At 58.0% G+C, this 11,684-nt stretch carries 11 protein-coding genes; 4 read left to right on the top strand and 7 right to left on the bottom strand.

Annotated elements, in window-relative coordinates; translation table 11 throughout:
* Nucleotides 1-724: 724 nt before the first annotated feature.
* On the top strand, nucleotides 725-1,351 hold the full coding sequence (locus tag DW49_RS0101725) for a response regulator transcription factor (RefSeq protein ID WP_002554843.1): 627 nt from the start codon (nucleotides 725-727) through the stop codon (nucleotides 1,349-1,351).
* Nucleotides 1,352-1,457: 106 nt separating this feature from the next.
* Here the strand turns inward: DW49_RS0101725 and DW49_RS1000000132735 are convergent, their stop codons facing one another.
* The 4 genes from DW49_RS1000000132735 to metG form a co-directional block, all read right to left on the bottom strand.
* Nucleotides 1,458-1,640, bottom strand: a complete 183-nt coding sequence (locus DW49_RS1000000132735; RefSeq protein ID WP_003381543.1) for a PA3496 family putative envelope integrity protein — start codon at nucleotides 1,638-1,640, stop codon at nucleotides 1,458-1,460.
* A gap of 106 nt (nucleotides 1,641-1,746) precedes the next feature.
* Nucleotides 1,747-2,385, bottom strand: coding sequence for an endonuclease III (gene nth / locus DW49_RS0101715; RefSeq protein WP_005620017.1), 639 nt, complete (start codon nucleotides 2,383-2,385; stop codon nucleotides 1,747-1,749).
* Nucleotides 2,382-3,257, bottom strand: coding sequence for an electron transport complex subunit RsxB (gene rsxB / locus DW49_RS0101710; RefSeq protein WP_005620016.1), 876 nt, complete (start codon nucleotides 3,255-3,257; stop codon nucleotides 2,382-2,384). Before rsxB ends, nth begins: the two co-directional genes overlap by 4 nt.
* Before the next feature lie 130 nt (nucleotides 3,258-3,387).
* Nucleotides 3,388-5,436 (bottom strand): methionine--tRNA ligase, encoded by a 2,049-nt coding sequence (metG, locus tag DW49_RS0101705; protein WP_005620014.1) that lies wholly within the window; start codon nucleotides 5,434-5,436, stop codon nucleotides 3,388-3,390.
* Nucleotides 5,437-5,622: 186 nt separating this feature from the next.
* On the opposite strand from metG, the gene apbC reads away from it, so the two are divergent.
* Nucleotides 5,623-6,717: an iron-sulfur cluster carrier protein ApbC gene (gene apbC, locus DW49_RS0101700; protein ID WP_005620012.1), complete on the top strand. Its 1,095-nt coding sequence runs from the start codon at nucleotides 5,623-5,625 to the stop codon at nucleotides 6,715-6,717.
* A 140-nt stretch (nucleotides 6,718-6,857) separates the two neighbouring features.
* Here the strand turns inward: apbC and DW49_RS0101695 are convergent, their stop codons facing one another.
* Nucleotides 6,858-7,067, bottom strand: a complete 210-nt coding sequence (locus tag DW49_RS0101695; protein ID WP_024420656.1) for a cold-shock protein — start codon at nucleotides 7,065-7,067, stop codon at nucleotides 6,858-6,860.
* A gap of 319 nt (nucleotides 7,068-7,386) precedes the next feature.
* Between DW49_RS0101695 and dcd the strand changes: the two genes are divergently transcribed.
* Both dcd and DW49_RS0101685 read left to right on the top strand, forming a co-directional pair.
* On the top strand, nucleotides 7,387-7,953 hold the full coding sequence (gene dcd, locus DW49_RS0101690) for a dCTP deaminase (protein ID WP_003381535.1): 567 nt from the start codon (nucleotides 7,387-7,389) through the stop codon (nucleotides 7,951-7,953).
* Between the two features lie 112 nt (nucleotides 7,954-8,065).
* The gene (locus DW49_RS0101685) at nucleotides 8,066-8,284 is read left to right on the top strand and encodes a hypothetical protein (protein WP_024420655.1); all 219 of its coding nucleotides are present in this window, start codon (nucleotides 8,066-8,068) and stop codon (nucleotides 8,282-8,284) included.
* An 81-nt stretch (nucleotides 8,285-8,365) separates the two neighbouring features.
* Here the strand turns inward: DW49_RS0101685 and pdeM are convergent, their stop codons facing one another.
* Together pdeM and DW49_RS0101675 are read right to left on the bottom strand one after the other, a co-directional pair.
* A complete protein-coding gene (gene pdeM / locus DW49_RS0101680) occupies nucleotides 8,366-9,022 on the bottom strand; it encodes a ligase-associated DNA damage response endonuclease PdeM (protein ID WP_003381533.1) in 657 nt (218 codons plus the stop codon).
* Nucleotides 9,019-11,511, bottom strand: coding sequence for a ligase-associated DNA damage response DEXH box helicase (locus DW49_RS0101675; RefSeq protein ID WP_024420654.1), 2,493 nt, complete (start codon nucleotides 11,509-11,511; stop codon nucleotides 9,019-9,021). Before DW49_RS0101675 ends, pdeM begins: the two co-directional genes overlap by 4 nt.
* Nucleotides 11,512-11,684 lie beyond the last annotated feature (173 nt).

Below are 11,684 nucleotides of genomic sequence, written 5' to 3'. Positions count from 1 at the left end.
CTAACGGAAAATTCAAATCTTATCAATAGCTTAGCTTGCAGGTTATGGGTAACTTATTTCGAAAACAGTACACTAGGTCTTGTAGGGTTTTTCCTTAAATACATATTTGTGCACTATTCTGTGCTTGATGTGTAATTTTTAGTCACCGATTACGTATGTAAAGCGTGAGTAACACTCATCAATTATCGATCAGAGGGCTGCGGACAAAAAAGCCGGATGCAAGGCCTTACCAGTTACAAGGATAAATGCGGCTATCTATATAGGTGAGCGGTGAATGTCCAGCGTCGTATGCCCCGTGCCGGCGCCGGGTATGCTCCAGGCAATGACCTGGCAAGTTTTATGTTTTTTTGCTGGCGATAAGCCATGCCAAAATCGTTATTCGCGCTGATACAGCGACAGTCTGGCGATGCTTTTAACAGATGTAGCGCAATTATTTCGGAGCATGAAAAGTTCGGTCTGGTCGTGCTGCATCATTTATCTACTGGCGCAGCGGTGCCTACAGGCACGCGCCCAGCAGCAATAATTCACCAGGTTCCCAAAAGGAAGGCTCTGTGAAAATTAATAAAAAATGTACGTTATTGCCAAGTTTTGTAGGAAGTTTCTGCTGTAATTGTAGGAACCGTCTTTGGCTGCCACTCCGCAAGGGTGAGCGCCATGCAAAGCAGTAAACGACTAAGTTATTGTGCTGGCTCTGAAAATTCGAATAGCGAAAAATGGACTGCCCATGAATAAAGTGCTGATCGTGGATGATCATCCCGTCATTCGCCTTGCTGTGCGCATGCTGATGGAGCGTCATGGCTATGAGGTCATCGCGGAGACTGACAACGGTGTGGATGCGCTGCAACTGGCACGTGAGCACCTTCCGGACATTGTCATCCTTGACATTGGTATACCCAAGCTCGACGGGCTGGAGGTCATCGCTCGTTTATCAGCCATGACATTGCCGTTCAAGGTGCTGATTCTGACGTCTCAGGCACCCGGCCACTTCTCGATGCGTTGCATGCAGGCGGGCGCTGCCGGGTATGTCTGCAAGCAACAGGATCTGACCGAACTGCTCAGTGCTATCAAGGCTGTGCTTTCAGGGTACAGCTACTTTCCCAATCAGGCATTGCACACGGTTCGTTCCAGTATGGGGAACGCGAGCGAATCAGATATGGTTGACCGTCTTTCCGGCAGGGAAATGATGGTTCTGCAGCAGCTGGCCAGAGGTAAAACCAACAAGGAAATTGCAGACGGCATGTTTTTGAGCAACAAGACGGTCAGTACCTATAAAACGCGTTTATTGCTCAAGCTCAATGCGCATTCGCTGGTCGACCTGATCGAGCTTGCCCAGCGCAACGGGCTTGTCTGAACCGGGTCTGGCCCTGATATCCAGGTGTGCTTGCCAGACGGCGAGCCGCCGCCTCCTGTAACGAGCCTGTTTTTGCGAGAGGCGAGCAGGCTTGTTCTTCGATTGCCTACACGTCGAAATCGTAATCTGCCAGCTGCTTTTGCAGGCGCCGCTCTTCAAGCAGATTGTCGATGGTGCGTCGCTTGCTCAGGTTGGTCTTGGCCGGTTCGATGGTCGGGGGTTCGGCCTCATCGGTGTCAGCGACGACAAGGTCATCATCTATGTCCAGTTGCTGATTGTCAGCACTCATAAAGTTGACTCCAGGGCTGTGGCTCTCTGGCGCCTCTTATATCGGCAAACTACCGGCGGGTAAAAAAGATTTTTTCAATCGATGAAGCAGCAACCACCTTGCTGCCTCAATCGTCGGAAGTCTTTCCTTTGAAATCACACAGGTCTTCGATACGGCAACTGCCGCAGCGGGGCTTGCGCGCCTGGCAAACGTAGCGTCCATGTAAAATCAACCAGTGATGGGCGTCGAGCAGATAGTTATTCGGCACGAATTTCATCAACTGCTTCTCCACCTCCACCACATTTTTTCCGGGAGCAATGCCTGTGCGGTTGCTGACGCGGAAAATGTGCGTGTCGACAGCCATGGCGATCTGCCGGAAAGCGGTATTGAGCACGACATTGGCCGTTTTGCGTCCTACGCCCGGTAACGCCTCCAGCGCTTCTCGGGTGTCGGGCACTTCGCCGTTGTGCAGTTCCACCAGCATTCGACAGGTTTCGATCACGTTTTTGGCTTTGCTGTTGTAGAGGCCGATGGTCTTGATGTACTCGGACAGCCCCTCAACGCCCAGTTCGTAGATCGCCTGCGGTGTGTTGGCAACCGGGTAAAGCCTGGCCGTGGCCTTGTTGACACTGACGTCAGTCGCCTGGGCCGAAAGAATCACGGCGATCAGCAGCTCGAAGGGTGTGGTGTAGGCCAGTTCGGTTTTAGGGTCCGGATTGTCCTCATGCAGCCTGCGAAAGATTTCCTGACGTTTTGCGGCGTTCATGGACGGAGCGTTTCCTCGGGATCGGTCAGAGTGGGCGTCGGCAGGAGGGCTTCGAGTGCCTGTTCGGCGGTTTCGTACTCGCGCTGTAGCTCCAGAAGCCTGGCAGCCTGCTCCGCAACAGGAGGGTGTCCAAAAGCCTTGAGCGACTTGTTGAGCTGCGCGCGACTCATGGCCAGCGCAATCCTGGCTTTTTTTAGCGCGTCATCGGGTGGTGCGGGCTTGTCGGTTCGCGCGGGTGTCACGGCAGATTGAGGTGCTACGTCACGAATGGATTCCGCTCTCTGCGCCCTGGCAAGGCGTTCTGCCAGTCGCACCTGCTGCTCGCGCCGCAACCGTGCATTGCGTGACTCGAAGCGCAGCCGGGCATGGCTGCGCTTGCGCAAGCGAGCGTGTTGCAGGTCGGCAGTGGGTGCCAGGCCGCCGATAATCGGGGTGACGGTTGCCAGTGGCAGCGCATGCATTTCAATGCAGTCCACCGGGCAAGGGGCGACGCACAGGTCACAGCCCGTGCATTCATCGATAATCACGGTGTGCATCAGCTTGGCCGCACCAAGAATCGCATCTACCGGGCAAGCCTGAATGCATTTGGTACAGCCTATGCACTCTGCTTCGCGAATGAAGGCAACCTGCGCAGGTGCCTCGCCGCGTTCCTTATCCAGTGGCAGGATCGGAACTGCCAGCAGTTCGGCCAGTTGGAGAATGGTTTCGTCACCGCCTGGCGGGCATTTGTTGATGGCCTCGCCACCCGCAATGCCCTCGGCGTAGGGCTGGCAGCCAGAGTGGCCACACTTGCCGCACTGCGTCTGCGGTAAAAGGGCGTCGATACTCCGGATCAGGTCCACGTCGGGAAGCAAGCGAATCAATTCAGTCATGATAGTGCCAGGTGGCCAGCAAGTGTTCTGTCTGTTCGGGGCGCCGCATTATCGGCCATATCGGGATGCTTGCGAATGCACAAAGGCCCGGTATCCGCTGTCATCGAGCGAATACCGGGCCTTTGCCTGCTTACTTGATGCGTTGGCCAGGCTTGGCACCGCTGTCCGGGCTGAGCAGGTAGATATCTTCACCGCCAGGACCTGCCGCCATCACCATGCCTTCCGAGATGCCGAAACGCATTTTTCGTGGCTTGAGGTTGGCGATCATCATGGTCAGACGGCCTTCCAGCTTCGACGGGTCGGGATAGGCGCTCTTGATGCCGGAGAACACATTGCGCTGCTCGTCGCCGATGTCCAGCGTCAGGCGCAACAGCTTGTCGGCGCCTTCCACGTGTTCGGCCTTGAGAATCAACGCGACGCGCAGGTCTACCGCAGCAAACGCGTCAAAGTCGATTTCCGCCGACAGCGGGTCCTTGGTCAGTTCGCCATTGCCGGCAGGAGCAGCGTCCGTCGACGTGTCGGTGGCTGTCAGGTCTTCCTTGGACGCAGCGGCCATGGCTTCTACCTTGAGCGGATCTATGCGAGTCATCAGTGCCGAAAACGGATTCAACTGATGATGGGTCAGCAAGGTCTTGTGGTCGTCCCAGGTCAGCGGCGCGACGTTGAGGAATTTCTCTGCGTCAGCGGCCAGGTTTGGCAATACCGGCTTGAGGAAAATGACCAGTTGGCGGAACAGGTTCACGCCCAATGCGCAAACGGCCTGGACCTCATCCTGTTTGCCTTCCTGCTTGGCCAGCGCCCAAGGTGCTTTTTCTGCAATGTAGGCGTTGGCACGGTCGGCCAGGGCCATGGTTTCGCGCATGGCTCGGGCAAAATCGCGTGCTTCATAGGCGTCTGCGAGGCTTGGCGCTGCCGCCAGGAAGGCATCGGTCAGTTCGGGGGCGGCATTGGCTTCTACCATCACACCGGCGTTGCCCTTGTGAATGAACCCGGCGCAGCGGCTGGCGATGTTGACCACCTTGCCGATCAGGTCGGAGTTGACCTTCTGCACGAAGTCTTCGAGGTTCAGGTCCAGGTCGTCCACGCCACGGCCCAGTTTGGATGCGTAGTAGTAGCGCAGGTACTCGGGCGGCAGGTGATCGAGGTAGGTGCGCGCTTTGATGAAGGTGCCGCGCGATTTCGACATTTTCTGGCCGTTGACGGTCAGGTAGCCATGAACGTTGACGCCGGTCGGTTTGCGCAGATCAGCGCCTTCAAGCATGGCCGGCCAGAACAGGGCGTGGAAGTTGACGATGTCCTTGCCGATGAAGTGGTAAAGCTCGGTGGTCGCGTCTTTGCCCCAGTACGCATCGAAGTCCAGGTCCGGGCGACGTGCGCAGAGGTTCTTGAAGCTGGCCATGTAGCCGATCGGCGCATCGAGCCAGACGTAGAAGTATTTGCCCGGCTCGTCGGGGATTTCAAAGCCGAAATACGGCGCGTCGCGGGAGATGTCCCACTGTTGCAGACCGCTGTCCAGCCACTCGGCGATCTTGTTGGCGACGGCGTCCTGCAACGTGCCGCTGCGCGTCCAGCTTTTCAGCATGGTGTCGAAGGCTGGCAGATCGAAGAAGAAGTGCTTTGAATCCTTGAGTACAGGCGTGGCCCCGGAAATCGCCGATTTTGGGTCTTTCAGGTCAGTGGGGGCGTAGGTCGCGCCGCACTTTTCGCAGTTGTCGCCGTACTGGTCCACGGCCGCGCATTTCGGGCAGGTGCCTTTAATGAAGCGGTCGGCCAGGAACATTTTCTTTTCCGGGTCGAAATACTGGGTCACCGAACGTGTGGCGATATGGCCGGCATCGCGCAGACGCGTGTAGACCATGCTCGACAGCTCACGGTTTTCGTCCGAGTGCGTCGAGTGGAAATTGTCGAAGTCCACCAGGAAGTCGGCAAAGTCGGCGCTGTGTTCGGCCTTGACGTTGCCGATCAGTTGTTCCGGGGTGATGCCTTCTTTTTCCGCGCGCAGCATGATTGCCGAACCATGGGCGTCGTCCGCGCAGACATAAATGCATTGGTTGCCGCGGTGCTTCTGGAAACGCACCCACATGTCGGTCTGGATGTACTCGAGCATGTGGCCAAGGTGAACGGGACCATTGGCATAGGGCAGGGCGCTGGTAACGAGAATCTTGCGTGGCTCGGACATGGGGCTCGGCTACTTGAAGTGAAACGGAGATCGGCCACTATAAAGGTCTGAGCAATTTTTTTCACCCCGTGTGGCTGTGGGAATACTCCTTAAAGCGGTGTCCAGCTGCGGTGAAAGCATGTCGGCTTCAGACAGAACAGGTACGATGGCCGCCTGTTTTAGTCAGCCTTTTTTCGGAGTAAGCCCATGAGCGCAGTCAATCGCGCAGCGGTGGAGACGATTCTTCGCCAGTACACTGACCCCTATCTGAATCAGGACCCGGTCAGTGCCGGATGTGTCAGGTCCATCGATATCGACGGCGCGCACGTCAGTGTGCAGCTTGAGCTGGGCTATGCCGCCGATCTGTTCAGGAACGGCTGGGCGCAAGTGCTGAAAACGGCCATCGAGAACCTCGACGGCGTCGGTTCGGCCACTGTCTCGATCAAAAGTGTGATCAGCGCACACAAGGCTCAGAGCCAGATTCCCGGCCTTGCCAATGTGAAAAATATCGTCGCTGTGGCATCGGGCAAGGGCGGTGTCGGCAAATCTACCACCGCTGCCAACCTGGCATTGGCGCTGTCTCGCGAGGGCGCTCGGGTCGGCATTCTCGATGCGGATATCTATGGGCCGAGTCAGGGTGTGATGTTTGGCATTTCCGAAGGCACGCGGCCGAAGATCAAGGAGCAGAAATGGTTTGTGCCGATCGAGGCCCACGGTATCGAAGTGATGTCGATGGCCTTTCTGACCGATGACAACACGCCGATGGTCTGGCGCGGGCCTATGGTGTCAGGCGCGCTGCTGCAGTTGGTGACGCAGACAGCCTGGAATGATCTGGACTATCTGGTGATCGACATGCCGCCCGGCACAGGCGATATCCAGCTGACGCTGGCGCAGAAGGTCCCGGTTGCGGGAGCTGTTATTGTCACCACGCCTCAGGATCTGGCGCTGCTGGATGCGAAGAAGGGTGTAGAAATGTTCCGCAAGGTCAACATTCCGGTGCTGGGTGTCGTGGAAAACATGGCGGTGCACATCTGCTCCAACTGCGGGCATGCCGAGCACCTGTTTGGTGAAGGCGGGGGCGAGAAGCTGGCGTCGCAATACGATGTCGAGTTGCTGGCGTCACTGCCGTTGTCGATGCTGATTCGCGAGCAGGCCGATGGCGGCAAGCCCACAGCGATTGCCGAGCCGGACAGTCAGATTGCGATGGTCTATCAGGAGTTGGCGCGTTACGTCGGTGCGCGAATCGTGCTGCAGGAAGCTGCAAGCCCGGCGATGCCGACCATTTCCGTCAGCGACGACTGAGGGTGTAGCGGTGTTCTGACAGAGGAGGCGCAGTGGTTCGGCGTCTCTCGGTCAGGCTGGATGAATAAGCGAATGCTCAAACGCCAGGCAATAAAAAACCCCGCTTTTGAGGGCGGGGTTTTTAAACTGATCAGTACAAGTTAGATAACTTGAACTTCTTCAGCTTGCATGCCTTTCTGACCGCGGGTAGCGATGAAAGAAACCTGTTGGCCTTCTTTCAGGCTTTTGAAGCCGTCGGATTGGATAGCTTTGAAGTGCACGAACAGGTCGTCACCGGATGTTGGAGTGATGAAGCCGAAGCCTTTTTCATCGTTGAACCACTTAACGGTACCAGTTTGGCGATTGGACATAGTATATCTCCTTGGACAAAGTTAACTGCGGCGTAGGAAGAGCCCTGGCCGAGACTGAGTGCAAAGAGCTGGAAAATTCATGGAGATGGTTGGATCGAAATTCAACATCGTGTAGAGATTCTCAGTGACACAAGCAACACAGTGACGTCACCTTAACCCTTTTTTTCGAACGTGCCAATGGTCTGTTGATGATTATTTCCATTCGCAGGAAATCAGCACGGTGCGTCACCCAAACTCTCTATCTGTTGTCTTTGAACCGTCGGCTCCAGCCCGGTAAGATGCCGGATATCTTTTTCAGCACGCTATTCAGGACATCGCCATGAGCATCAAATCGGACAAGTGGATTCGCCGCATGGCGCAGGAACACGGCATGATCGAGCCCTTCGTCGAGCGCCAGGTGCGTGGCGAAGGCGCCAATCGGGTGATCTCGTTCGGGGTGTCCAGCTACGGTTACGATGTGCGCTGCGCCGACGAGTTCAAGGTGTTCACCAACATCAATTCGGCCACCGTCGACCCGAAAAATTTCGATGAAAAAAGTTTTGTCGATATCAAAAGTGACGTGTGCATCATCCCGCCCAACTCGTTTGCGCTGGCCCGCACCGTCGAATATTTCCGTATTCCGCGCAACGTTCTGACCATCTGTCTGGGCAAAAGCACCTATGCGCGCTGCGGCATCATCGTCAACGTCACGCCGCTCGAGCCCGAATGGGAAGGGCACGTGACCCTGGAATTTTCCAACACCACCACGCTGCCGGCCAAGATCTACGCCAATGAAGGCGTGGCGCAGATGCTGTTTCTGGAGTCCGACGAGGAGTGTGAAGTTTCCTACAAGGACCGTGGGGGCAAGTACCAGGGCCAACGTGGCGTCACCCTGCCGCGCACCTGATTTACGGGTCAGTTGATTAGTGAAATTGAATTAATACTCTATTTCGCACTCTATCTGCTCACATGCTTTCGCATATTCATTACGTGCGATGGCCTTTGATCTGGAGTGCCCTATGAAGACTCATTTTAAAATCTCTGAACAGGTTCAATCTCCACTTAACGAGATCGGGCTACTCGCCTGGTCGTTGATGGCTCATTCAGATCTCAGTCCCGAGCTGAACATGGTGGGTGGCGGGATTCCGGGCACGCCCGGGCCTGACACGCCAGAGCAGCCTATCGAGCCGGGTATCCCTACCTTGCCGGATGATCCGCCACCAGCGCCTGTCGCCTGACTTATCGACGCCAGCCCCCCGCCTTGGAGAGCTGGTGTCGGCGTGTCTGTTTCAGACAGTCATGACACGCCATGTGCGCGGTCAGACCACCCGCCATACCGCATCGCCGCCGGTGACATACACCGAGCTGTGCTCGACCGGCTGGATACGAAAGCCCCCCGTGAACTCGCCGAAGGCCGGTAGCAGGCTGATGCGCTGGCCGAGGTAGAAGCACGCCAGCCGCAAGCTCTGCCTGCCCCTGCCGTAAAGCCTGTAAACCGGGTGAACGTGCCCTGCGAGCACATGCAGCTCAGGGTGCGGATCGGGCTCGTGTTGCAAGGCAAATGGCCCCAGCGGCAGGGGTTCAGGCACCACATCGATGTCCAGATACCCCGGGGGATCGCCCGCCCGTTTGTCATGGTTGCCACGGATCAGGGTGATGCGCAGCGTCGAACGTTCTGCCCGCCATTGTTCCAGCGCAGCCAGCGTACCTGCCGCGTGGGACTCAGGGGCATGCAGAAAATCGCCCAGAAAGATCAGATGGTCACAGGGGTAGGTGTTCAGCAGGCTGTCCAGCCGACGCAGATTTTCTTGAGTTGTGCCGTGCGGCACAGGCTGGCCGAGCTTGCGATAAGCCGCAGCCTTGCCAAAGTGTGCGTCTGCGATCAGCAGGGAGCGTTCAGCCGGGTAATAGACGGCCTTGTCGGCCAGCAGCCATAATTCTGCGCCCGCCAGCGTGACCGCGAGGTAAGGATTCATTGTTCAGGCTCCGGCCCAGCAGCTTTTTCCAGATCGCGAACCATGCGCGCGATGCGGTCGGCGAGTTTTTCCGAACTGAGGCTCTCACGAAAACGCTCGACCAGCAGCGGAAACGCCAGCGGCGTGGCGCGTTTTATTGCATGCAGGTCCAGCCTGCGACTGTTGATCTGGCGCAAGGTCAGCTCCAGGCGTTGCAAATCCAGTTCCTGGCGCAATACCTCTTGCTCGGCTTGAGTCAGCAGCATGTTCTGGGCGTCGTACTGTTTGAATACCTCAAAAAACAAGCCACTGGATGCCTGAAGCTGGCGATTGCTCTTGGCCGCTCCCGGGTAGCCGGAAAACACCAGCCCCGAGATCCGGGCGATTTCACGAAAGCGTCGCAAGGCCAGCTCGCCCGCGTTCAGGCTGGCGATAATGTCCGCCAGTAGATCCGTTTCGCTGAATAGATCGCCTTGCAACGCTTGCGCCCAGTCAATTTCGCTGGCGCTGAGCAGCTCTAGACCATAGTCGTTGACCGCGATGGAGAAGGTCAGCGGCCGATGGCGGCTCAGGCGCCATGCCAGCAAGCTGCCTAGCCCCAAGTGCACATGGCGGCCAGCGAACGGGTAGAGAAACAGGTGCCAGCCTTCGCGGGATTTTAGCGTTTCGGCCAGCAGCGTGTCGCGTTGCGGCAGGCCCGACCATTGCTGCTGCACCTCCAGCAGCGGCTTGATGGCCTGCATTTCCGGGCTGTTGAATTCACCTCGTGCGGCGGCATCGAATTTCTCTACCACGGCGTTCGCCAGCTCGCTGGAAAGTGGCATTCGTCCGCCATTCCAGCGCGGCACGGCGGCTTTCTTGCCAGTGGCGCGCTTGACGTAGGCGGTCATGTTTTCCACCCGCACCAACTCCAGCAAACGCCCGCCGAACAGAAAGCCGTCGCCGGGCTTGAGCCGGGCGATGAAGCCTTCCTCGACGCTGCCCAACGAGCCGCCACCGCCGCCTTTTTTCCAGTATTTGAGATTGACGGTGGCTTCACTGACGATGGTGCCGACGCTCATGCGGTGCCGACGGGCCAGGCGCGCATCTGGAACACGCCAGACACCGTCTTCATCGGGTTCGGCGCGGCGGTAATCGGGGTAAGCGGTCAGCGAGTGACCGCCGTTGCGCACGAACGCCAGCGCCCATTGCCATTGTTCATCGCTGAGTTCGCGGTAGGCCCAGGCGCTGCGCACTTCCACCAGCAGCTCGTCGGGCAGAAAACCGCCGCCCAGCGCCATGCTGACCAGGTGCTGCACCAACACATCAAGTGGCTGGTGGGGGGATTCACGCGGCTCGATCATTCTGGCGGCCACGGCATCGTGTGCGGCGGCGGCTTCGACCAGTTCCAGGCTGTGGGTCGGCACCAGCGTCACGCGTGAAGGGCGGCCTGGCGCATGGCCTGAACGTCCAGCGCGTTGCATCAGGCGGGCGACGCCTTTGGGTGAGCCGATTTGCAATACGCGTTCGACGGGCAGGAAATCCACGCCCAGGTCCAGGCTTGAGGTACACACCACGGCCTTTAGCGCACCGTCCTTCAAGGCGCGCTCGACCCAGTCACGGACTTCCCGGGCCAGCGACCCATGATGCAGGGCAATCAGCCCGGCCCAGTCGGGGCGCGCTTCGAGCAGCGCCTGATACCAGATTTCCGATTGCGCCCGGGTATTGGTGAACACCAGGCAACTGGCGCTGCTGTCCACTTCGGCGACCACTTGCGGCAACATGCGCAGGCCCATATGCCCGGCCCACGGAAAGCGCTCGATGGAAGGCGGCAGCAGCGTATCGACCAGCAGTTGCTTGACGGTCTTGCCCTGCACGGTCACGCCGCCGTCGCCGATCAGTACCTGCTGCGCATGCTCCTGATTGCCCAGCGTTGCGGAAATACCCCAGACGATCAGTTGCGGGTTCCACCGGCGCAGTCGAGCCAGCGCCAATTGCAGTTGCACGCCACGTTTGTTGCCGATCAGTTCGTGCCATTCGTCCACCACCACCATTTTCAGCGTCGACAAGGCGACCTGTGCATCGGCGCGGGTCAGCAGCAGGGTCAGGCTTTCCGGTGTAGTGATCAGTGCCGAGGGCAGGCGTCGGCTCTGACGAGCGCGCTCGCTGCCGCTGGTATCGCCGGTACGCAACCCCACCGACCACGCAATATCCAGCTCGGCCAACGGCGCTTCAAGCGCACGCGCCGTATCCGCAGCCAACGCGCGCATAGGCGTGATCCACAGGACGCTCAGCGGTGTTGCGGGCGGTTTGCGTTTGCGTGGCTTGTCGTCAGCGGTGAGGGGGGTGGCGTTGGCGAAGCGGTTGAGCGCGGCAAACCACACGGCGTAGGTCTTGCCGGAGCCGGTGCTGGCATGCAAAAGGCCGGACTTGCCATTTTTCACCGCCTCCCAGGCTTCCTTCTGAAACGCGAACGGCTTCCAGCCTCGGGCGAGAAACCATCGTCGAGCGAAATCAGTGGGTCTGCTCATCCGTTTGCGAGTGCTCTGAGTGGCGTTAAGTCAGAGACAGCGAAGAAAGGGTAATAGTTTTAAATGGTTATGGAGCTCATTGTTAGACACACATCTAACTGACTATCGTGCCGATGCTCCGCGTCGGCATGCCGTTCTGGACGCTCCGCGTCCTCTTGACGACGCAGAGCGTC

Origin of the sequence: Pseudomonas avellanae BPIC 631 (assembly GCF_000444135.1) — a bacterium.
GTDB lineage: Bacteria > Pseudomonadota > Gammaproteobacteria > Pseudomonadales > Pseudomonadaceae > Aquipseudomonas > Aquipseudomonas avellanae.
Note: the sequence above shows the minus strand (reverse complement) of the source record. Positions and strands in the feature narration are given on the sequence as shown.

Excerpts from the sequence above, each read along its gene's own strand:
- DW49_RS0101725 (WP_002554843.1), top strand. The coding sequence starts at position 725 with ATGAATAAAGTGCTGATCGTGGATGATCATCCCGTCATTCGCCTTGCT.
- DW49_RS1000000132735 (WP_003381543.1), bottom strand. The coding sequence starts at position 1,640 with ATGAGTGCTGACAATCAGCAACTGGACATAGATGATGACCTTGTCGTC.
- nth (WP_005620017.1), bottom strand. The coding sequence starts at position 2,385 with ATGAACGCCGCAAAACGTCAGGAAATCTTTCGCAGGCTGCATGAGGAC.
- rsxB (WP_005620016.1), bottom strand. The coding sequence starts at position 3,257 with ATGACTGAATTGATTCGCTTGCTTCCCGACGTGGACCTGATCCGGAGT.
- metG (WP_005620014.1), bottom strand. The coding sequence starts at position 5,436 with ATGTCCGAGCCACGCAAGATTCTCGTTACCAGCGCCCTGCCCTATGCC.
- apbC (WP_005620012.1), top strand. The coding sequence starts at position 5,623 with ATGAGCGCAGTCAATCGCGCAGCGGTGGAGACGATTCTTCGCCAGTAC.
- DW49_RS0101695 (WP_024420656.1), bottom strand. The coding sequence starts at position 7,067 with ATGTCCAATCGCCAAACTGGTACCGTTAAGTGGTTCAACGATGAAAAA.
- dcd (WP_003381535.1), top strand. The coding sequence starts at position 7,387 with ATGAGCATCAAATCGGACAAGTGGATTCGCCGCATGGCGCAGGAACAC.
- DW49_RS0101685 (WP_024420655.1), top strand. The coding sequence starts at position 8,066 with ATGAAGACTCATTTTAAAATCTCTGAACAGGTTCAATCTCCACTTAAC.
- pdeM (WP_003381533.1), bottom strand. The coding sequence starts at position 9,022 with ATGAATCCTTACCTCGCGGTCACGCTGGCGGGCGCAGAATTATGGCTG.
- DW49_RS0101675 (WP_024420654.1), bottom strand. The coding sequence starts at position 11,511 with ATGAGCAGACCCACTGATTTCGCTCGACGATGGTTTCTCGCCCGAGGC.